This is a genomic window from Micromonospora sp. NPDC049049, assembly GCF_040649115.1.
In the GTDB taxonomy this organism is placed as follows: domain Bacteria; phylum Actinomycetota; class Actinomycetes; order Mycobacteriales; family Micromonosporaceae; genus Micromonospora.
The window spans coordinates 164671-185930 of sequence record NZ_JBEZEX010000012.1; the positions used below are offsets into that span (position 1 = coordinate 164671).

At 70.7% G+C, this 21260-nt stretch carries 19 protein-coding genes; 10 read left to right on the top strand and 9 right to left on the bottom strand.

Going from position 1 to position 21260, the window contains the following annotated elements; all coding sequences use genetic code 11:
• Nucleotides 1-34: 34 nt before the first annotated feature.
• Complete coding sequence (dnaE, locus tag AB0B68_RS15255; protein ID WP_357206790.1) at nt 35-3565, bottom strand: DNA polymerase III subunit alpha; 3531 nt, start codon at nt 3563-3565, stop codon at nt 35-37.
• A gap of 144 nt (nt 3566-3709) precedes the next feature.
• Here dnaE and AB0B68_RS15260 point away from each other — a divergent pair, with 144 nt between their 5' ends.
• The 8 genes from AB0B68_RS15260 to AB0B68_RS15295 all read left to right on the top strand — a co-directional run bounded on the left by AB0B68_RS15260 (nt 3710) and on the right by AB0B68_RS15295 (nt 12086).
• The gene (locus tag AB0B68_RS15260) at nt 3710-4330 is read left to right on the top strand and encodes an L-threonylcarbamoyladenylate synthase (RefSeq protein ID WP_355007286.1); all 621 of its coding nucleotides are present in this window, start codon (nt 3710-3712) and stop codon (nt 4328-4330) included.
• Nucleotides 4331-4620: 290 nt separating this feature from the next.
• The gene (locus tag AB0B68_RS15265; RefSeq protein ID WP_124862757.1) at nt 4621-4962 is read left to right on the top strand and encodes a PadR family transcriptional regulator; all 342 of its coding nucleotides are present in this window, start codon (nt 4621-4623) and stop codon (nt 4960-4962) included.
• Complete coding sequence (locus tag AB0B68_RS15270; protein WP_357260397.1) at nt 4959-5909, top strand: permease prefix domain 1-containing protein; 951 nt, start codon at nt 4959-4961, stop codon at nt 5907-5909. Before AB0B68_RS15265 ends, AB0B68_RS15270 begins: the two co-directional genes overlap by 4 nt.
• 122 nt (nt 5910-6031) lie before the next feature.
• Entirely contained in the window at nt 6032-7369 is a 1338-nt protein-coding gene (locus AB0B68_RS15275; RefSeq protein ID WP_357260400.1) for a sensor histidine kinase, read from the top strand.
• Nucleotides 7366-8082: a response regulator transcription factor gene (locus tag AB0B68_RS15280; RefSeq protein WP_357204338.1), complete on the top strand. Its 717-nt coding sequence runs from the start codon at nt 7366-7368 to the stop codon at nt 8080-8082. The genes AB0B68_RS15275 and AB0B68_RS15280 overlap by 4 nt, the downstream gene beginning before the upstream one ends.
• An 80-nt stretch (nt 8083-8162) precedes the next feature.
• Nucleotides 8163-9056 (top strand): ATP-binding cassette domain-containing protein, encoded by an 894-nt coding sequence (locus tag AB0B68_RS15285; RefSeq protein ID WP_355007277.1) that lies wholly within the window; start codon nt 8163-8165, stop codon nt 9054-9056.
• The gene (locus AB0B68_RS15290) at nt 9053-10114 is read left to right on the top strand and encodes an ABC transporter permease (protein ID WP_357204340.1); all 1062 of its coding nucleotides are present in this window, start codon (nt 9053-9055) and stop codon (nt 10112-10114) included. The genes AB0B68_RS15285 and AB0B68_RS15290 overlap by 4 nt, the downstream gene beginning before the upstream one ends.
• Nucleotides 10115-10292: 178 nt before the next feature.
• Nucleotides 10293-12086 (top strand): carbohydrate binding domain-containing protein, encoded by a 1794-nt coding sequence (locus tag AB0B68_RS15295; protein ID WP_357260404.1) that lies wholly within the window; start codon nt 10293-10295, stop codon nt 12084-12086.
• 70 nt (nt 12087-12156) lie between these two features.
• Here the strand turns inward: AB0B68_RS15295 and AB0B68_RS15300 are convergent, their stop codons facing one another.
• Complete coding sequence (locus tag AB0B68_RS15300) at nt 12157-13185, bottom strand: peptidoglycan-binding protein (protein ID WP_357260407.1); 1029 nt, start codon at nt 13183-13185, stop codon at nt 12157-12159.
• Between the two features lie 251 nt (nt 13186-13436).
• On the opposite strand from AB0B68_RS15300, the gene AB0B68_RS15305 reads away from it, so the two are divergent.
• A complete protein-coding gene (locus tag AB0B68_RS15305) occupies nt 13437-14429 on the top strand; it encodes a helix-turn-helix transcriptional regulator (RefSeq protein ID WP_357204346.1) in 993 nt (330 codons plus the stop codon).
• A 12-nt stretch (nt 14430-14441) separates the two neighbouring features.
• Here AB0B68_RS15305 and AB0B68_RS15310 read toward each other — a convergent pair whose 3' ends face one another.
• From AB0B68_RS15310 to AB0B68_RS15320, 3 genes are all read right to left on the bottom strand, one after another.
• A complete protein-coding gene (locus tag AB0B68_RS15310; protein WP_357204348.1) occupies nt 14442-15059 on the bottom strand; it encodes a DUF402 domain-containing protein in 618 nt (205 codons plus the stop codon).
• A 129-nt stretch (nt 15060-15188) separates the two neighbouring features.
• Nucleotides 15189-15941, bottom strand: a complete 753-nt coding sequence (locus tag AB0B68_RS15315; RefSeq protein WP_091401738.1) for a YebC/PmpR family DNA-binding transcriptional regulator — start codon at nt 15939-15941, stop codon at nt 15189-15191.
• Between the two features lie 250 nt (nt 15942-16191).
• Nucleotides 16192-16851 carry an NAD(P)H-dependent oxidoreductase gene (locus AB0B68_RS15320; RefSeq protein WP_357260410.1) on the bottom strand — a complete coding sequence of 220 codons (660 nt, stop codon included), beginning with the start codon at nt 16849-16851 and terminating at the stop codon, nt 16192-16194.
• 104 nt (nt 16852-16955) lie between these two features.
• Between AB0B68_RS15320 and AB0B68_RS15325 the strand changes: the two genes are divergently transcribed.
• A complete protein-coding gene (locus AB0B68_RS15325) occupies nt 16956-17807 on the top strand; it encodes a helix-turn-helix transcriptional regulator (RefSeq protein ID WP_357260429.1) in 852 nt (283 codons plus the stop codon).
• 15 nt (nt 17808-17822) lie between these two features.
• Here the strand turns inward: AB0B68_RS15325 and pdxT are convergent, their stop codons facing one another.
• The 4 genes from pdxT to AB0B68_RS15345 form a co-directional block, all read right to left on the bottom strand.
• A complete protein-coding gene (gene pdxT, locus AB0B68_RS15330) occupies nt 17823-18428 on the bottom strand; it encodes a pyridoxal 5'-phosphate synthase glutaminase subunit PdxT (protein ID WP_357204354.1) in 606 nt (201 codons plus the stop codon).
• Between the two features lie 2 nt (nt 18429-18430).
• Entirely contained in the window at nt 18431-19348 is a 918-nt protein-coding gene (pdxS, locus tag AB0B68_RS15335; protein WP_355007264.1) for a pyridoxal 5'-phosphate synthase lyase subunit PdxS, read from the bottom strand.
• 159 nt (nt 19349-19507) lie between these two features.
• Nucleotides 19508-20011 carry a hypothetical protein gene (locus AB0B68_RS15340; RefSeq protein ID WP_357204357.1) on the bottom strand — a complete coding sequence of 168 codons (504 nt, stop codon included), beginning with the start codon at nt 20009-20011 and terminating at the stop codon, nt 19508-19510.
• 81 nt (nt 20012-20092) lie between these two features.
• Complete coding sequence (locus tag AB0B68_RS15345) at nt 20093-21253, bottom strand: glycosyltransferase family 4 protein (RefSeq protein WP_357204359.1); 1161 nt, start codon at nt 21251-21253, stop codon at nt 20093-20095.
• Between the last annotated feature and the right edge of the window lie 7 nt (nt 21254-21260).

The following is a 21260-nucleotide window of genomic DNA, read 5'->3' on the forward strand; positions in this document are numbered from 1 at the left end:
TCCGGCCGGCGCAGGCCGGCCGGACCGATGCGGCTCAGCTCACGTTGGCCGGGCCGAGGACGCTCTTCAGGTCACCCATCAGCGCGGTCGTCGCCGCCACCCGGAACGGACCCAGCCGCAGGGTGGTGGTGCGCCCGCCGTTCTGGAGTTTGACGTGCACCTCGGTGTCGCCGGGGTGCAGCACCAGGGTTTCCTTGAGTTTCTCCACCAGCGGTGGTGTGCAGCGGTGCACCGGGATGGTGAGGGTGACCGGCTTGTTCGTGGCGCTGGTGCTGACGTCCGGCATGGACATGTCCATCGCCATGATCCGTGGGGTGTCGTCGCGGCGGTCCACCCGACCCTTGACCACCACGATGGCGTCCTCGGCGATGTACTGCCCGATCACCTCGTAGGTGTTGGGGAAGAACAGCGCCTCCACCCCACCGGCCAGGTCCTCCAGGGTGGCCGACGCCCAGGCACGGCCCTGCTTGGTGACCCGGCGCTGCACCCCGGAGAGGATGCCGGCGAGGGTGACGACCGCCCCGTCGGGCACCCCGCCCTCTTCGGCCAGGGAGGCGATGGTGGTGTCGGCTGCCGCGTTGAGGATGTGCTCCAGACCGAACAGCGGGTGGTCGGAGACGTACAGGCCGAGCATCTCCCGCTCGAAGGCCAGCTTGTCGCGCTTGTCCCACTCACTGTCGCCGATGGTCGGCATCACAGTGGTGCTGCCGGTGTCGGCGTCACCGAACCCGGCGCCGAACAGGTCGTACTGGCCGACGGCCTCCTTGCGCTTGACGTCGGCGTACGCGTCGATCGCGTCGGCATGCACCGCGAGCAGGCCCTTGCGGGGATGGTCGAGGGAGTCGAACGCACCCGCCTTGATCAGCGATTCGATCGTCTTCTTGTTGCAGACCACCGCGTCCACCTTGGACAGGAAGTCGTAGAAGTCGGCGTACTCGCCCTTCTCCTCCCGGCAGCGCATGATCGAGGCGACCACGTTCGCCCCGACGTTGCGGACGGCGGCCAGGCCGAAGCGGATGTCCTTGCCGACCGGGGTGAACGGCCCGGCCGAGGTGTTCACGTCCGGCGGCAGCACCTGGATGCGCATCCGGCGACACTCGGCCAGGTAGAGCGCCATCTTGTCCTTGTCGTCGCCGACGCTGGTCAGCAACCCGGCCATGTACTCGGCCGGGTAGTGCGCCTTGAGGTACGCGGTCCAGTAGGAGACCAGGCCGTACGCGGCGGAGTGCGCCTTGTTGAAGGCGTACCCGGCGAACGGCACCAGGACGTCCCACACCGCCTGGATCGCCTCGTCGGAGTAGCCGCGCTCGCGGCAGCCGTCCCGGAACGGGATGAACTCCTTGTCGAGGATCTCCTTCTTCTTCTTACCCATGGCCCGACGCAGCAGGTCCGCCTGACCGAGGGTGTAGCCGGCGAGGATCTGCGCGGCGCGCTGCACCTGCTCCTGGTAGACGATCAGGCCGTGGGTGGGCGCCAGGATCTCCCGCAGCGGCTCCTCCAGCTCCGGGTGGATCGGCGTGATCTCCTGGAGGCCGTTCTTGCGCAGCGCGTAGTTGGTGTGCGAGTCGACGCCCATCGGGCCGGGTCGGTACAGGGCCAGGACGGCGGAGATGTCCTCGAAGTTGTCCGGCTTCATCAACCGCAGCAGTGACCGCATCGGCCCGCCGTCGAGCTGGAACACGCCCAGGGTGTCACCCCGGGCCAGCAGCTCGTACGCGGCCTTGTCGTCCAGCGGCAGGCCCAGCAGGTCGAGCTTGCGGCCGTGGTTCAGCTCGATGTTCTTGACCGCGTCATCGATGATCGTCAGGTTGCGCAGGCCGAGGAAGTCCATCTTCAGCAGCCCGAGCGACTCGCAGGTCGGGTAGTCGAACTGCGTGATGATCGCCCCGTCGGCGTCGCGGCGCGTCAACGGGATGTGCTCGATGATCGGCTCGGCGGACATGATGACGCCGGCGGCGTGCACGCCGGTCTGCCGGATCAGCCCCTCGATGCCCTTGGCCGTGTCGATCACCTTGCGGACGTCCGGGTCGGAGTCGTACAGGCCGCGGATCTCGCCCGCCTCGGCGTAGCGGGGGTGCTTGTTGTCGAAGATGCCGGTGAGCGGGATGTCCTTGCCCATCACCGCCGGTGGCATCGCCTTGGTGATCCGGTCGCCGACCGCGTACGGGAAACCGAGGACCCGAGCCGAGTCCTTGATCGCGGCCTTCGCCTTGATCGTGCCGAAGGTGGCGATCTGGGCGACCTTGTCCTCGCCCCACTTGTCGGTGACGTACTTGATGACCTCACCGCGCCGACGCTCGTCGAAGTCGATGTCGACATCCGGCATCGAGACCCGCTCGGGGTTGAGGAACCGCTCGAAGATCAGGCCGTGCTGGATCGGGTCCAGGTCGGTGATGCCCAGCGCGTACGCGACGAGCGACCCGGCGGCCGAGCCACGGCCCGGCCCCACGGCGATGCCCTGGTTCTTCGCCCACTGGATGAAGTCGGCGACCACCAGGAAGTAGGACGGGAAGCCCATCTGGTTGATGACGCCCAGCTCGTACTCCGCCTGGACGACGTGCCCCTCGGGGATGCCGTTCGGGTAGCGGCGACCCAGGCCGGCGAAGGTCTCCTTGCGGAACCAGGACTCCTCGGTCTCCCCCTCGGGCACCGGGAAGCGCGGCATCAGGTTGTGGAACTCGAACATGCCCTTCGGGTCGACCTTCTCGGCGACCAGCAGGGTGTTGCGGCAGCCCTCCTGCCACAGCTCGGACGAGTCCACAGCGCGCATCTGGTCGGCGCTCTTGATGAAGTAGCCGCCACCCTCGAACCGGAACCGGTTGGGGTCGTCGATGTTGCTGCCGGTCTGCACGCAGAGCAGCACGTCGTGGGCGGTGGCCTGCGCCTCGTGGGTGTAGTGGGAGTCGTTCGTGACCACCGGCGGGATGTCCAGCTTGCGGGCGATCTCGGTGAGCCCCTCGCGGACCCGGCTCTCGATGGAGAGGCCGTGATCCATGATCTCCAGGAAGTAGTTGTCCTTACCGAAGATGTCCTGGTAGCTGGCGGCGACCTTGAGTGCCTCGTCGAACTGGCCCAGCCGCAGCCGGGTCTGCACCGCGCCGGACGGGCAGCCGGTGGTGGCCATGATCCCCTCGGCGTGCTCGGCGATCAGCTCCATGTCCATCCGGGGCCACTTGACGTAGTGCCCCTCCATGGAGGCGCGCGAGTTGAGGGTGAAGAGGTTCTTCAGGCCCTTCGCGTCCTTCGCCCACATGGTCTTGTGGGTGATCGCGCCGTTACCCGAGATGTCGTCGCTCTTCTGCTCCGGGCGACCCCACTTGACCCGCGCCTTGTGGTAGCGCGACTCCGGCGCCACGTACGCCTCGACGCCCAGGATCGGGGTCACCCCGGCGGCCATCGCCTGGTTGTAGAAGTCGTTCGCACCGTGCATGTTGCCGTGGTCGGTGATCGCCACGGCGGACATGCCCAGCCGCTTGGCCTCGGCGAACAGGTCCTTCAGTCGGGCCGCTCCGTCGAGCATCGAGTACTCGGTGTGCACGTGCAGATGCGCGAACGAATCAGCCATGCGTGGCGCCCCCCGGCGGTGTGGATCTTGTTGGTCGGAGCCGACCGGGACCTACCCTACCGAGGTGATCTCGGCGGCTCCACCGTCCGCGCCGAGGGTGGCCCTCGTCTCCTGATCCTCCCCGCGTGCGCCTAGTCTCGGAGGATGGCGAGGTACTACGACGTGCACCCGGAGAACCCACAGCCCCGGGTCATCGGCCAGGTCGCCGACCTGATCCGCGGTGGTGGGCTGGTCGCCTATCCGACGGACTCCTGCTACGCGCTCGGCACCCAACTGGGCAACCAGGACGGGCTGGACCGGATCCGGCAGATCCGGCATCTCGACGACCGGCACCACTTCACGCTGGTCTGCCACGACTTCGCGCAGCTCGGTCAGTTCGTCCAGATCAGCAACGCGGTCTTCCGCCTGGTGAAGGCGTCCACCCCGGGCAGCTACACCTTCATCCTGCCGGCCACCCGTGAGGTGCCCCGCCGGATGCTGCACCCGAAGAAGCGGACCGTCGGCGTGCGGGTCCCCCGGCACACAGTCACCCAGGCGCTGCTGGCCGAGTTGGCCGAACCGCTGGTGTCCAGCACCCTGGTCCTGCCCGGCGACGACGAGCCGATGACCCAGGGCTGGGAGATCAAGGAACGGCTCGACCACCAGCTCGACGCGGTGCTCGACGCGGGCGACTGCGGCAGCGAGCCGACGAGCGTGATCGACCTGTCCGGGCCCGAGCCGGAGGTCCTGCGCCGGGGAGCCGGGGACGTCTCCCGCTTCGAGTAGGGCGCCCGACGCGGCGAGCGCGTCACCAGTTAGATCACCCGGCCTGGCGTCCTCCGAGCGCCGGGCCACTGCCGTGCGCGCTTCCCTTTGCTCTGCTGCCGTATATGCACACCACCCCGCCGCACCCACCCGCGGCGCCGCCCTGGCGCATCCGCGGGTGCAGAGCAAAGGGAAGCGAAGAGCCTCCGCCCCCGGCACCGCGCGGGGTCGCGAGTCGCGGCCGACACCTCCAACAGACACGATGATATCGGCGTAGACAACACTGTGTGCCACACAGTATGGTGTGACACATGGTTAGCGAGGACGTTCTACGGACGCACCTACAGGAGTTGCGTCGAGGCACCGTCGTGGTGGCCAGCCTGGTCGCGCTGCGCCGACCGGACTACGGCTACGCACTGCTGCAACGGCTCAGCGACCACGGCTTCCCGGTCGACGCCAACACCCTCTACCCGCTGCTGCGCCGCCTGGAGGACCAGGGGCTGCTGACCAGCGAGTGGAACACCGAAGAGAGCCGACCGCGCAAGTTCTACCGGACCAGCGACGAGGGCGAGTCGATGCTGAACCGGCTCCTCGACGACCTCGCCGCCGTGCAGACCTCCATCACCGGGCTGATCCAAGGAGTGGAACGATGAACACCCTGACCGACCGCTACCTCGCCGCCACCCTGCGATCGGTGCCCGCCCAGCGCCGCGACGAGATCGCCAACGAGCTGCGGGCCTCCATCGACGACATGATCGAGGGCCGGACCGATGGCGGGCAGGACGCCACCACCGCCGAGCGGGAGGTGCTCACCGAGCTGGGCAACCCCGACGTGCTGGCCGCCCGGTACGCCGACCGCCGGTTGCAGCTCATCGGCCCGACCTACTACCTGCTCTGGCTGCGGCTGCTGAAGCTGCTGCTCAGCTTCATCCCGGCGCTCGTCGGCACGATCGTCACGGTGGTCGAGGCGGCGGAAGGAAAGGGTTTCGGCGCCATCGGGCCCGGCATCGTCGCGGCAATACAGGTGGCGGTGCAGATCGCCTTCTGGCTCACAGTGACCTTCGCCATCATCGAGCGCACCCAGACGGCCGTGGACCTGCCGGAGTGGACCGTCGACCAGTTGCCCGACGCGCCGGTACGACGAGGCATCCCCCTCGCCGACACCATCGCATCCGTGATCATGTTGGTGCTGACCATCGCGTACCTGCCGCTTCAGCACTACCACTCCTGGGTGAGCGACACCGACGGCGAGAACATCGCGATCCTCGACCCGGCTCTGTGGTCGTTCTGGCTGCCGGCGCTCATCGGCGTGCTGGCACTCAGTGTGGTCTTCGAGGTCGTGAAGTACCGGATGGACCGCTGGACCTGGGCCCTGTTCGGCACGAAGGTGCTGCTCGACCTGGCGTTCGCGGTGCCGCTGGCCTGGCTCGCGCTCTCCGACCGACTGCTCAACCCGGCCCTGGCCGAGCGCCTGAGCTGGGTGGCGGACGCCGAGAACCGGGAAGGCCTCGGCCTGGCCATCGCTGTGGGCGCGGCCGGGGTCGTGGTCTGGGACCTGATCGACACGGCCCGGAAGACCCGCGCTCAGACGACCACGTGATTGACACCAGAGACGGCGGCCCGGCGCGTACCCCGCGCCGGGCCGTCGCCCGTCGACGCGACCGGACCGGCACGAGCCCGCCCGGTCGACGGGCCTGGTGGACGGCGTGGCATCGTTCCTGGATGAGCGTGGCACCGAGAGAGGAATGGCGTCGTCCGGGTCCGACGGCGGAGCAGCGCCGAAACGACCTCTGGATCGGCCTGGGGATGACCGGGCTGGCGTTGGTCAGTCTGACCCTGGCCCGCAGCACCGGCGCGTTCCTCCTGGGCCCCCCGCCGTCCGGGCCGGAGCAGCTGTTCTGGACCGTCGCGGTGACCCTCCCGCTGATCTGGCGACGACGCTGGCCGACCGCGACCCTGCTGGTCGTCGCGGTGGCGTTCATCGCCGCCCAGGCCCGCTCGGCCCCGGAGACCCAGTTCTCCTCGTGGGCCCTGTTCTGCGCCCTCTACACCGTCGGCGCGTGGGGGCAGGACCGCCACCTGTCCCGCCGGCTGCGGATCGGCGTGATCGCCACGATGTTCGCCTGGCTCGGTGTCTACTACGCGGTGATGATCGACCACATCCCGGCGGATGCCTTCGCCGACGCGGTCGGACCGGTGCCACCGGTGCTCGCCGCGATGGTCACCGGCGTGCTGCTCAACGTACTGGTCTTCGGTTTCGGGTACTTCTTCGGCGAGACCGCGTGGGTGGCCGCGCGCCGCGAGCACGAGCTGCGCGCCCAGGCCGAGGACCTGCGCCGGTCGCAGGCCGAGGCCCGGGAGCGGGCGGTCCTCGGGGAACGGGTCCGGATCGCCCGCGAGCTGCACGACGTGGTCGCCCACCACGTGTCGGTGATGGGCGTGCAGGCATCCGCCTGCCGCCGGGTGTTCGACCGCGACCCGGGTAAGGCCCGCACCGCGCTGACCGCCATCGAGCAGAGCGCCCGCACCGCCGTCGACGAGCTGCGTCGGATGCTCGGCGTGCTGCGGACCTCCACCGGCACCGACGCCGCGACACCGCGGGCCGGTGGCGTCGAACGGATCGACGAGCTGGTCGAGCGGGCTCGGGCCGCCGGGCTGACGGCCACCCTCGGGGTGTACGGCGACCCGGTCGCGTTGCCCGAATCGGTCTCCCAGACGGCTTACCGGGTGACGCAGGAGGCGGTGACCAACACGTTGAAGCACGCCGAGGCGGCCCTGCTCGACGTGCGGGTCCGGTACCTGGCCCGGGAGGTGGAGGTCGACGTGACCGACGACGGGCGGGGCGGCGGGCGGGCCGACACCGACGGACTGGGCCTGATCGGCATGCGCGAACGGGTCACCGCCCACGACGGCGACCTGGAGGCCGGGCCACGGGCCGGCGGCGGCTGGCGGGTACGCGCCCGCTTCCCCCTGGCGGCGTCGCCGGACCGACCGGTGGGCCCACAGCGGGAGCCGAGCGACAGGCAGCAGGCGGCAGCCGGCGCGGAGCCGTCGGCATGAGCGCGGCAGGCCAGCAGGCGCGTGACGCCGGGCCGACGGTGCGGGTGCTGCTCGCCGACGACCAGCACCTTGTGCGTACCGGCTTCCGGGTCATCCTGGAGGTGGAGGACGACATCGAGGTCGTCGGTGAGGCCGCCGACGGCGAACGGGCCGTCACCATGACCCGAGCCACCCGCCCCGATGTCGTACTCATGGATGTGGAGATGCCCGGGATGGACGGCCTGGAGGCCACCCGGCAGATCGTCGCCGACGGCCCCGGGGCGCCAGCGGTGCTGATCCTCACCACCTTCGACCGCGACGACTACCTGTTCGCGGCGCTGCGGGCCGGGGCCAGCGGCTTCCTGCTCAAGAACGGCACGCCGGAGGAGCTGATCGAGGCCATCCGGGTGCTGGCCAGGGGCGACGGTCTGCTCGCACCCGAGATCACCCGCCGGGTGATCTCCACCTTCGCCCGACCCGGCGACCCGGCGGGCACCGCCCACCGGGGCCCCGAGGCCGATGCCGCGCTGGCCGGGCTGACCCCGCGCGAGCGGGAGGTGCTGATGCTGCTCGCCGCCGGGTCGAGCAACGCGGAGATCGCCGCGGCCATCCACCTGGGCGAGGCGACGGTGAAGACGCACGTGAGTCGGGTACTGGCCAAGCTCGGCCTGCGCGACCGGGTGCAGGCAGTGGTGTTCGCGTACGAGAACGGGGTGGTCCGGCCGGGCGGGTGACGGCGTCCGCCGCGAGGTGGACCCGCCCGCTCACCCGGCGGGCGGACGGCACGGCGGCGTGATCGATCTAGCGTGTGTACGTGACCAGAACGCTTCGCCTCGACGGCGTCGACCGCAGCTTCGGCGACCGTCAGGTGCTCAGGAACGTGTCCTTCGAGGTGTCCGCCGGCCGGATGACCGGTTTCGTGGGCGCCAACGGCGCCGGCAAGACCACCACCATGCGGATCATCCTGGGTGTGCTCGCCCCCGACGCGGGCGAGGTGAGCTGGGGCGGCACCACGCTGACCCCGCAGGACCGCCGGCGCTTCGGCTACATGCCGGAGGAGCGGGGCCTCTACCCCAAGATGACCACCCGCGAGCAGGTGACCTACCTGGGCCGGCTGCACGGGCTGGACGCCGCCGCGGCACGACGGTCCACCGACGCGCTGCTGGACCGGGTCGGGCTCGGCGAGCGCGGCGACGACCTGCTGGAGACGCTGTCGCTGGGCAACCAGCAGCGGGCCCAGATCGCCGCCGCGCTGGTCCACGACCCCGAGGTGCTGGTGCTCGACGAGCCGTTCTCCGGCCTCGACCCGCTGGCCGTGGAGACCGTCGTGGCCGTGCTGCGGGAACGGGCTTCGGCCGGCGCGCCGGTGCTCTTCTCCAGTCACCAGCTCGACGTGGTGGAGCGCCTCTGCGACGACCTGGTGATCATCGGGGACGGGGTGATCCGAGCCGCCGGCAGCCGGCAGCAGCTGCGCGACTCGTACACGGTGCCCCGCTTCGAGCTGGTCGTGGAACACGACGCCGGCTGGGTACGCGACCACCCCGGTGTGACAGTGGTCGAGTTGGACGGCGCGCGGGTGGTCTTCGACCTGCCGGCCGGCACCGACGAACAGCCCGTGCTGCGGGCCGCCCTCGCGCGCGGCCCGGTCCGCGCCTTCCGCCCGGTCAGCCCCTCGCTCACCGAGATCTTCCGAGAGGTCACCCAGTGAACGTCACCCAGGCCACCCGGTTGGTCGCCGAACGCGAGATCCGGGTCAAGCTGCGCGACCGCACCTTCCTGTTCGGCACGTTGTTCTTCCTGTTGATCGCCGCGGCCGGCACCATCCTGCCGCCGCTGCTATCCGGCGGCCCGGACACTGTGGCCGTCACCCAGGAGGCTGCCGGGCCGCTGCGGGACGCCGGACTCGACGTCCGCGTGGTTGCCGACGACCGGGCCGCCGAGCAGGCCGTCCGCGACGGTGACGTGGACGCGGCGGTGGTCTCCGGTCCGAAGGTTCTCGCGATGGACGAATCCCCCACCGACGTGGTCCAGGCGCTGAGCAGCTCGCCGCCGGTGCAGCTGCTCGACCCGGACGCTGTCGATCCGGTGGTGGCGTTCCTGGTGCCGTTCGTCTTCGCGTTCGTCTTCTTCATCACCTCGCAGACGTTCGGTGTGCAGATCGCGCAGAGCGTCATCGAGGAAAAGCAGACCCGGATCGTGGAGATCCTGGTCGCCGCCGTGCCGGTCCGGGCCCTGCTGGCCGGAAAGGTGGTCGCCGGGGCGATCCTGGCGTTCGCGCAGATCGCCCTGATCGCGCTGGTGGCGGTGCTCGGGCTGCAGATCGGCGACAGCGGAGGTCTGCTCAGCCTGCTCGCCCCGGCGATCGGCTGGTTCGTACCGTTCTTCCTGATCGGTTTCGTGCTGCTCGCCGCCATGTGGGCAGCGGCCGGCGCACTGGCCAACCGGCAGGAGGACATCGCCGCCGTCTCGACGCCGGTGCAGCTCGCCGTCATGCTGCCGTTCTTCGCGGTGATCTTCCTGAACGACAACGCCACAGCGATGCGCGTGCTGTCCTACCTGCCGTTCTCGTCGCCCACGGCCATGCCGCTGCGGCTCTTCACCGGCGACGCGGCCGGCTGGGAGCCGATCGTCTCACTGCTCCTCCTGGTGCTCGCCGCCGGCGCGTTCCTTCTCGCCGGGGCCCGCGTGTACGAGGGGTCACTCCTGCGCACCAACGGCCGGACCTCGCTGCGCACCGCCTGGCGGGAGCGGGAGACGATCGGCTGAGCCAGCGGTCCGCCCCGCCCGGGCGTCGGTGTCCTCATCGGATGCCGGCGCCCGCTGCCGTACGGCACCGTGCCGAGCGCTGTTCGGTGGCCGTGAACAGCGCGAACACTCCTACGTTGAGCCGATCCTCACGGCAACGACCTGGTCGTCGCCGGTTTCCGGACCGGAAAGGCTCCCGATGTCCCCACCGATCACCGTACGGCACCTCCGTCGTCTGCTCAGCGTCGTGCTCGCTGTCGCGCTCGCCAGCACCCTCACCGCCCTCGTCCGCCCCGCGCCGGCCGCCGCCGCTGCGGGCGACCTCATCCTCAACGGCACGTTCGACACCGGCAGCACTCAGCCCTGGTGGACCCGGCTCGCCTCGACCAGCACCACCGTCAACGCCGGGCAACTGCGCGTCCGCACCAGCGCCACAGTGGGCAAGCCCGTCTGGGAGGACCTGGTCGGTCACTTCGAGTTCGGGGTGACGGCCGCGCAGGCGTACCGGTTGCAGTTCGACGCCTCGGCCGACGTCAGCCGCTCCCTGCGCGTCTCGGTCTCCCGAGCGGACACGCCCTTCACCTCCGCCGTCGACCGGAACGTCACGCTGACGTCCTCCATGAGCCGCTTCACCTTCGACTTCGTGTCCCCGTTCGGCGACCCGAAGGCGGTGCTGCTGTTCCACTTCGGCGGCCAGACCGCCTCGACGGTCCGGTTGGACAACATCTCGCTCACCCCGCTGGCCGTGAACTCGGCCACCGACCCGATCCTGTACTGGAACGGTGTCCTGCTGGCCACCTACAAAGCGCTGGACCTGCCGCCCACCTCCTCGTCGCGCGAGGCCGCCATCCTGCACGCGGCGATGCACGACGCCGCCGTCTCGGTCACCGGGGTCGGCAACCCCTACCGGGTACGAGTGCCGGTCAGCTACCCCGGCACCATGGACAACGTCGTCGCGCCGTCAGTGCACGCCGCCATCGACCGGGCCGCGTACGACGTGCTGACCGCCCTGTACGGCGGTCAGGGCCAGTCCTACTCCGCGGCCCTCGCCGCCGCTGTCGCGCTCCGACCGTCCGGGGTGAACGCCGCCGAGGTAGCCCGTGGTGACACCGTCGGTGCGGCGGCGGCCGCCGCCAACCTCCAGGCCCGCGCCAACGACGGCTTCGACAACCCCACCGCCTACCCGGTGCAGGAGAACGTGCCCGGCGCGTGGCGGCCGACAAACGGCAAGGCGGCGGTCAGCCCGAACTGGGGACTGGTGACCCCGTTCGCGCTCACCTCGGGCCGGCAGTTCCGGCCAGGCCTACCGGCCGGTGCCACCGGGTACGCCGACCTGCTCGGCAAGCAGGAGTACCGCACCCAGGTGCAGGAGATCCGCGACTACGGCGGTCGGACGTCGTCGCTGCGGACACCCGAGCAGACGCAGATCGCGTTCTTCTGGGCCAACGACCTGGGAGGCACCTACAAGCCGCCGGGTCAACTCTTCTCGCACACCCGGATCGTGTCGGAGCAGCGTCAGCTCGGCATCCTCGCCAACGCCCGGCTCTTCGGGCTGGTGGCCCTCGCCCTCGCCGACGCCGCCATCGCCGCCTGGGACGCCAAGTACCAGACGCCCATCGACCTGTGGCGGCCGGTGACGGCGATCGAGGCGATGGAGGGCCCCGGTTGGCAGCCGCTGTCGAAGACCCGCGAGGGGGTGCCGTACACCCCGGCGTTCCCGGCCTACATTTCCGGGCACGCCACCTTCGCGGGGGCCTGGTCGGCGGTGATGAAGAGGTTCTTCGGCACCGATGCGATCGCCTTCGACGCCACGACGGACGACCCGCACGCCGTGGGAGTGGTGCGGCACATGACCGGCTTCGACCACGCCGCCGAGGAGAACGCGCTGAGCCGGATCTACCTCGGCGTGCACTATCGCTTCGACGCGGACGCCGGCCTCGCCACCGGCCGCTCGGTGGGCGCGTACGTCTTCGCGAACCGCCTGCGACAGTGAACCATCGGTCGGGTTGACCGACGCTCCCCGTCCGGTTCGTGGTCCGGACGGGGAGCGGCACGCGTGACAGCTACGCCGCGCAGTTCCAGTGGCCGAAGTCGCCGGTACGGGACCAGACCTCCCGTGCCGCCCTGATGTTCCACGCCGCGTCCAGCGCCGTCTGGCGGTCGACGCCGAACCGGGACACCTCCATGTCGCTGAACTGGAACAACCCCCAGCGGCGTGACCCGTCCTCGACGACCTCCACCCGGTACGGGTCCAGGCCGGACAGGCAGCGCGCCACCTGCACCGCCCCGGCCGGGTCCTCCGGGAACGTCCGCCGCAGGTGTTTGCCGATCCGGTCCTCCGACCAGGTGGCGGGCACCGTGCGATCGCCCGCCAACTCGTCCAGCAACCGCTCGTCCGCCGTGCCACTGACCGGCAGGCCGCCAAACGCCTGGAACACGATCACCCGGCTGGTGGTGTCCGGGCCGAACCAGCCGTCGACCGGGACAGTGAGTCCGTCGGCCACCAGATGTTCCTGGAGGCTCAGCACGCAGGGGCCGTACATGCCCTGGCGCAGCACCTCCGGGCAGCCGACGGTCGACGAACTGTCGACTGTGGAAGGGCTGAGAGGTCGCAGCGCCCCGGTCGCCCCGACCGTCAGGACGCCGAGCACCGCCAGCAGCGCCAGCCGAAGCCAGCGACGGGCCGGCCAGGGCGCTTCGGGCCGCGGCGGAACCGAGCCGACGCTCGGGCGGATGTCCGCCGCGACGGCGGTGGACGGGCCGGCAGGGGTCCGTTGCGCGTCGCCCTCCCCTCGAGAGTGCTCGCCGAGGCGAGCTTCGAGGTCCCGCCGTGCCTCCAGCCACCTGTCGACCTCGACCGCAGGGGTGCCGCAGGCGGCCAGCAACGCGACGACGGTACGTTCCCGGGGCAGCGTCGTCCGCCCCAGCATCGTCGCGAGGGTGCTCGGCGGCAGCCAGTGCCCGGCCGCCGAGGCTTGCCGGGCCAGTTCCCGGTAGGTCAGACCGGAACGCCGCCGTACCTCCCTGAGCAACGCCACGTACTCCCCCGCCGTGGCCGCCTGCGGCACCGGATCCCGGACAGCGTCATCCATCGAATCTCCCCGTGTGGTTGGTGTGGTCCAGCCGAACCCGTGCCGGCCCGAGCCGGTCGGCCGTACGCCGGTCAGCGGCGCGGCCATCGACAACGACGCTAGGTAACCCGGCCGGCCAGGACAATGCCCTGGTCACCGCGCTGGGCTGTCCGGGCAGCTCAGAGCAGCTTGTCCGGATCCTGTCCGACCATGTCGGACAGTCACCGGGACCTGATTTGCCCTCGCGTCCGCGGTGTCTGGAGAATCGGGCGATGACCACGGGGGAGCTACGCCCGGACGACGCGTCCGACCCGGCCGAATTCGTCGAGATGCTGCGCCAGCTCAAGGACCGGTCTGGCCTCACCTACCGACAACTGGAACAGCGCGCCGCGTCGACAGGCGACGTCCTGGCGCGCAGCACCGCGGCGGACATCCTGCGGCGGTCCACACTGCCACGTCCCGAGGTGGTGGCCGCGTTCGTGCGGGCGTGCGGCGCGGGAGAACAGGTCGAGACGTGGCTACGGGCCCGACACCGCATCGCGGCAGGTCAGTTGGCCCCGCCGTCCCCGGCGGCGGACCCGCCATCGGTCGACCCGGTCACGACGGTGGCCCCGGAGCACTCTGGCCCGGCCCGCCCACGCTGGTTCGCGCGGCCCGCGCCGGTGGCGCTGCTCGTCGTCGCCCTGCTGGCCACGCTCGGCGTGGGCTTCTGGATCGAGCGACGCGACGACGAACGGGGGAAGTCCGCCCGAACGACCGATCCGACCGCGTCGGCGGCTGACGGTGCCCGTTCGCCGAACGCCGGGCCCAGTCAGATCAGCCCCATCCGCAGCCCGCATCTCTGCCTCACTGAGGGCCGCGATCGCAACGGCCAGTACACGAAGGAGATAGCGGTCCAGCGGCCCTGCACGGAGGCAACCCCACCGGACACCTCGCTGGAACCGGTGGCCGACGGAATGTTCTTCATCCACTGGATCCACCCGGTGCTCGGGAAGGGCTGCCTCACCATCCGGGAGGAAGATCCCGGCCGGAACCTCCTCGAACCCTGGAACGCGAAGGATTGCGACGCGAACAGGCCGACGCAGGTGTTCCACTTCGAACCGACCGGAGCGAGCCCCGACGCGTACCGGATCCGGCCCGACCGGAGCGAGTTGTGCGTCGGCCTGCGCGCCGACGACAACGAGGTGGCGGACGCGGCACTGGTCGAGCCGTGCACCGGAGGCCTGGATCAGGTGTTCCTGGTCAAAGCGCTGCCCGGGAACTGACGTCGCCGCCGCTCACCGCGCGGGTGGCACCTGATCCCAGCCGGCGGGCAGCGGGGGCGCCGTCCAGGCCGGGTCCGGTTGCCAGGTGGCCCACGACCGGTCCCACCAGCGCTCACCGGCGTCGAGCAGGGCAGCGATCCGGTCACCCTCGGCCTGGATGGCGTCCGCCATGCCCGGGTAGCGCCCCTCGACGAGGCGCTGGGCGAACAGTTCCACGTCCTTCCAGACGTACCGGTCGGCGTCCGCGGCCCACCACAGGTCCAGCTCGTGGTCCAGGGTGTCCACCCCGATCGGGGTACGCCGCACCGGGTCCTGGAGGTTGAAGTACCAGCCGGCGAAGTCGCGCGCCGGCCCGACCCAGAACACGTCGATCGAGTGCGCCTCACCGGGGCGTTGCAGCATCAGCTTGCCGTGCCCGGACCAGGAGCGGTGCCCGCCGGCCTCCCACGGGTGCCGCCCGCAGGGGAAGGCGCCGGTGTCCGGGTAGCCGAACTCGGCCCCTGGTGGGAGGTAGAGGGCGAGCAGGTCAGGCGAATCCTCGACGCAGATCGTCGGGCAGCCGAACCAGACCTCACCCCGCAGCACCTCACGCCGTACCACGGTGTCACCAGCCGCAAACCGCGCCACCACCACGGGATCCCCCTCAACCCACATCCCGCCGCGATCTTGCACTTTCTGTTGGCGATATGCCAGGTGTTGCCCGGTGTGTCGGGTCAGAAAGTGCAAGATCGCGGCGGGGTGAAGCGCGGCGAGGTCAGGTCAGGCGTCGACCGCTGCCATCACGTCGTCGCTGACGTCGAAGTTGGCGTAGACGTTCTGGACGTCGTCGCAGTCCTCCAGGACGTCGATCAGCTTGAAGATCTTGCGCGCGCCCTCTTCGTCCAGTGGCACGTTGACGCTGGGGATCAGGGAGGACTCGGCCGACTCGTACTCGATGCCGGCGTCCTGCAACGCCGTGCGCACCGGGATCAGGTCGGTCGGCTCGGAGACCACCTCGTACGCCTCACCGATGTCGTTGACCTCTTCGGCGCCGGCGTCCAGGACGGCGAGCATCACGTCGTCCTCGCTGGTGCCCTCCTTGGGGACGATCACCACGCCCTTGCGGGAGAACATGTACGACACCGAGCCGGCGTCGGCGAGCGAGCCGCCGTTGCGGGTCAGCGCGGTCCGTACCTCGGTCGCCGCGCGGTTGCGGTTGTCGGTGAGGCACTCGATGAGCATGGCGACGCCGCTCGGGCCGTACCCCTCATACATGATCGTCTGCCAGTCGGCGCCGCCCGCTTCCAGGCCGGAGCCGCGCTTGACGGCGCGGTCGATGTTGTCGTTCGGCACCGAGCTCTTCTTCGCCTTCTGGATGGCGTCGAAGAGCGTCGGGTTGCCGGTGGGGTCGCCGCCCCCGATCCGCGCGGCCACCTCGACGTTCTTGATCAGCTTGGCGAACATCTTGCCGCGCTTGGCGTCGATGACGGCCTTCTTGTGCTTGGTCGTCGCCCACTTTGAGTGGCCGGACATCTTCTACCTCCGTTGCTACCCGCCGTCTGCATCGACCGCACCGCTCACGCCCCGCTCCCACCGGCGCACGCGGAGGTGCCGGTCAGCTCTGGTGGAAGCCGTGGCGGGCAGATGGCCCTGCCGAATCTCCGCAATCCTACCGACGTCCCTCGGGTCGCTGTCACGCACCGCGCGTGGCGGCCTCCCCGTGCCTGCCCAAATCGGGCAGACGCCGGGAAAGCGGATTCACCTCATCAGGATGGTCTCCATCTCAGCTCACCAGCTCCGCCTGGTCGGCCGCCACCCGTGCCGGGTCGACCGGACGCCCTGCTCGCGACAGGGTCACAATCTCGGTGAGCATCGCCGACAACTCGGCCTCCCGGCCGTCGGTCGGCGCGAAGCGGCCGGCGGTCGGGTCACCAGGGTCGGCCCCGGTGAAGTCGAAGTCGGTGAAGATCGACAGTGCCACCTCCGTCGGCACCACCACGGTCCGCACCTCGGTCAGGATCGCCCGCAGGTGGTCGGCTGCCCGAGTGCCACCCCGCACGCCGTAGCTCAGCACCCCGGCCACCTTGTCGGTCCACTCCGCGTACAGGTAGTCGATGCCGTTCTTGAGAGCGGCCGGGATCGAGCGGTTGTAGTCCGGGGTGACGAACACGAAGGCGTCGCAGGCGTCCACCACGGCCGCCCACCGCAGGGTGTGCGGGCGCCGGTAATCGCCGAACAGTGCCGGCACCGGCTCGTCGAGCAGTGGCAATTCCTGCTCCGCCAGGTCGACGAGGGTGCAGACGGCGTCCCCGACACGTACCACCTCGTGCCGCTCCGCCACCTCCATTGCCCAACGGGCGATCGCCGTGCCACGTCGGCCGGGACGGGTGCTGCCCACGATCAGGCCGATCCGCAGCGGACCCGTGCTCTGTGCGTTTGTCATGACCACGATCCTGTGCGCGACGGCACGGGCCGGGGAGACCGCAGCGAGGATGGCCCTGTCAGGGCCACCCACCAGCCGATGCCGGCTGCCAGACTGGGTCGGTGATGGACGGAGAGCTGGGCGCGTTCCTCCGCAGTCGTCGCGAGGCGCGGCAACCGGCCGAGGTCGGCCTCGCCGAGGGGCCGCGCCGCCGCACCCCCGGGCTGCGCCGAGCCGAACTGGCGACATTGGCGCAGGTCAGCGTCGAATACCTGACCCGGCTGGAGCAGGGCCGCGACACCCGGCCGTCGCCGGAGATCCTCGCCGCGCTCGCCGACGCGCTGCGCCTGGACAGCGCCGACCGGGAACACCTGCGGCAGCTCGCCTCGGCCCAGCACGCCCGACAGCTCTGCTCGGGCGACCGGCCTACGGTTTCCCGTACCGTCCGGCCAACGGTCCGCGCCATGCTCGACGCGCTGCGCGACACCCCGGCGTACGTGCTCAACCGGCTCGGTGACGTGCTGGCCTGGAACGACCCGTTCGAGCGGCTGGCCCGCCCGCTCGGCCTGCTGGACGGGTCGCGACCGAACCTGGTCTGGTTCGTGCTGACCGACGAGCGGGCCCGCGGGCACTACCCGCAGTGGTCGGCGGTGGCCGATCAGCAGGTTGCGGAGCTGCACCTGCTGCGGCGAGGCGACCCGGCCAGCGACGCCTTCGCCGAGCGGCTGGCCCGGACGGTGGGAGCGCCGTTCACCGACCGTTGGCGGCGGCGACCGGTGACCGCCGCACGGGCCGGCCTGCTCACGGTGCGCCACCCCGAGGCGGGGCTGCTCCGCCTCAACAGCGAGACGCTGGAGCTGCCCGGGGCAGACCCGCAGCGGCTGGTGGTGCAGTTGCCCGCCGACGCCGCCACAGCGACCGCGCTCGACGAGTTGGCGGGCCGCCGCCCGGGGCGCTTGCGTGCGGTCGCCGGCTGAGCGACGGGCACCCCGTCATCCGGCAGCGCGGACCAGGTCCACGAAGTACGCGTGCACGCGCAGGTCACCGGTGAGCTCCGGGTGGAACGAGGTGGCCAGCAGGTTGCCCTGTCGCACCGCGACGATCCGGTCGGCGGCCGGCCCGTCGGACACCACCCCGATGACCTCGACGCCGGCACCGACCCGCTCGACCCACGGCGCGCGGATGAACACCGCGTGGAACGGCTCGCCCGGCACCCCGGCGACGGTCACCGGCGCCTCGAACGAGTCGACCTGCCGGCCGAACGCGTTGCGCCGGACGGTCATGTCGATGCCGGCGAAGCCCCGCTGATCGGGTCGACCGTCGAGCACCTCGGTCGCCAACATGATCATTCCGGCGCAGGAGCCGTAGACCGGCATGCCGTCGGCGATCCGCTTGTCGATCGGCTCGCGCATCTCGAAGATGTCGGCGAGCTTGCTCATTGTGGTGGACTCGCCGCCCGGGATGACCAGGCCGTCGACCGCGTCCAGCTCCGCCGGACGGCGGACCGGGCGGGCGTCCGCGCCCGCCGCGGCCAGCGCCGCAACGTGCTCGCGGACATCACCCTGGAGCGCGAGCACACCGATGGTGGGCGCGCCCATGCCTACCAACCCCGCTCGGCCAGACGGTGCGGCTGCGGGATCTCGTCGACGTTGATGCCGACCATGGCCTCGCCCAGGCCCCGGGAGACCTTGGCCAGCACGTCCGGGTCGTCGTGGAAGGTGGTCGCCTTGACGATCGCGGCGGCCCGCTGAGCCGGGTTGCCCGCCTTGAAGATGCCGGAACCGACGAAGACGCCCTCCGCGCCGAGCTGCATCATCATCGCCGCGTCGGCCGGGGTGGCGATCCCGCCGGCGGTGAACAGCACCACCGGCAGCTTGCCGCTCTCGGCGACCTCCTTGACCAGCTCGTACGGGGCCTGCAACTCCTTGGCCGCGACGTACAGCTCGTCGGTCGGCAGCGAGGCCAGCCGGGCGATCTCCTGGCGGATCTTCCGCATGTGGGTGGTGGCGTTGGAGACGTCACCGGTGCCGGCCTCGCCCTTGGAGCGGATCATCGCCGCGCCCTCGGTGATCCGGCGCAACGCCTCGCCCAGGTTCGTCGCTCCACAGACGAAGGGCACCGTGAACGCCCACTTGTCGATGTGGTTGGCGTAGTCGGCCGGGGTCAGCACCTCGGACTCGTCGACGTAGTCCACGCCGAGCGACTGGAGGATCTGCGCCTCCACGAAGTGGCCGATGCGGGCCTTGGCCATCACCGGGATGGAGACCGCCTCGATGATCCCGTCGATCATGTCGGGGTCGCTCATCCGGGACACCCCACCCTGCGCGCGGATGTCGGCGGGCACCCGCTCCAGGGCCATCACCGCGACGGCGCCGGCGTCCTCGGCGATCTTGGCCTGTTCGGCGTTGACGACATCCATGATCACGCCGCCCTTGAGCATCTCGGCCATGCCACGCTTCACGCGGGCGGTGCCGACGACGGGGGCGTTACCGGTGTTCGAGGCGGTGTTTTCGGGCACGGGTCATCGCTCCTTGGACATGCTCTGGGGCTGGCGGCGGAAATGCTACGCGCGGTGCAACGCCGCACCGACAGCCAATCAGACCCCCGGTGGCCTGCGCTGTGGCACTGGTCACCGGCCCGCCGTACCCGTCCGGAAGCGGGCGGCAACCGTCGAAGGTCAGGCGGCGGGGACGTCCGCCGGCACGACGAGGGTCGGGTCGTCGATGTCGAAGTAACGCGGCCACTCCCGGCCCCGCCCCATCCGCAACAAGCGCACCAGCGGCCGGCTGCGCGCCGAACGGGCGTCCCGGACCAGATCGGTGTGCACCTGCCGGGACAACGCGAGCCGACGGCTCGCGGCGATGACCGCCACGCAGTCCGGGTCGCCCGGGTCCAACTGGACGCCGCGCAACTGCCGGGTGAGGTCGTTCTCCGCCGCCTCCCGCTCGTCCGGACCGGCGTCCAGGGCGATCCGGGCCGCCGCGTACAGCTCGACGCCGAAACGCCGCTCAGCCAGGACCGCGGCTGCCGCCGCGCGGCGCAGCAGGTGGGCGTCGAGGGCCCGGGCCGCCAGCTCCGCGCGGCCCTGTAGCCGCTCCACCCGGCCGGCGGTCCAGATGAGGTACGCCGCGACCAGCCCCACGACCACGCTCGCGGCCACCACCCACCACATGTGCGGCATCGTAGTGCTGCTCCGTTTCGTCCGATTGGGCGCGGCCGGACCGGTCCCGCCGGTCACCACCGCACCATCCGTCACACCGGCTCAGCTCAGCCCCACCCACTCCTGGTCGATGACCCGCCCATCGGTTGCCTCGATCGCCGCTGCGTATACCTCCAGAACGCGGCGAGCAACCACCGGCCAGTCGAAATTCGCGACCACCTGATCGCCACAGGCAGTCAGCGTGGCCCGCGCGGCCGGGTCGTCCAGCAGCTCGGTCAGCACGTCACGCAGCCCCACCGAGTCTCCGGTTGGGAAGAGCCGACCGGCCCGCCCACCGTCGAGCACCCGCCGGAACGCGTCCAGATCGCTGGCGATGACCGTCGTGCCCGCCGCCAGCGCCTCGGTGAGGATCATGCCGAACGACTCACCGCCGGTGTTCGGTGCGACGTAGAGGTGCACACTGCGCAACATGCGCGCCTTGTCCGCTTCGCTGACCAGGCCGAGGAACGTGATCTGCTCGTGCAGTTCGGCCGGGAACTGGTCGTACAGGTCGTCGGGGTCACCCGGGCCGGCGACCAGCAACCGCAGACCGGGCCGGGTGGCGGCCAGCGCCACGAACGCGTCGCGCAGCACCGGGAAGCCCTTGCGCGCCTCGGTGAACCGGCCCAGGAAGCCGAGCGTGCCGCCGGTGCCGGCCGCGCACTCCCCCGGCCAACCCGGCAACGGCTCGGCGTCGGCGAACTTGGCCACCGCCACCCCGTTGGGGATCTCCACCGCCCCGCCGTCCATGTGCTCGACCTGCACCTTGCGGGCCAGCGCGCTCACCGCGATGCGGGCCGTGATCCGCTCCAACACGATCTGGAGCACACCCTGCGCGGCGGCGAGGACCCGCGAACGGGTCATCGCGGTGTGGAACGTGGCCACCACCGGGCCACGGGCACTGAGCACGGCCAGCAGCGACAAACTCAACGTGAGCGGCTCGTGCACGTGCAGCACGTCGAAATCACCGTTGGTGATCCACCGCCGAACCCGGGCGGTCGACACCGGGCCGAACGCGATCCGCGCCACCGAACCGTTGTACGGCAGCGGAACGGCCCGACCGGCCGACACCACGTACTCCGGCAGCGGCGAATCCTCGTCGGCCGGTGCGAGCACGCTGACCTCGTGACCCAGCGCGATCAGCGCCTCGGCCAGGTCCATGACGTGGTTCTGCACCCCACCGGGCACATCGAAGGAGTACGGGCACACGATGCCGATCCGCATCCGTCAG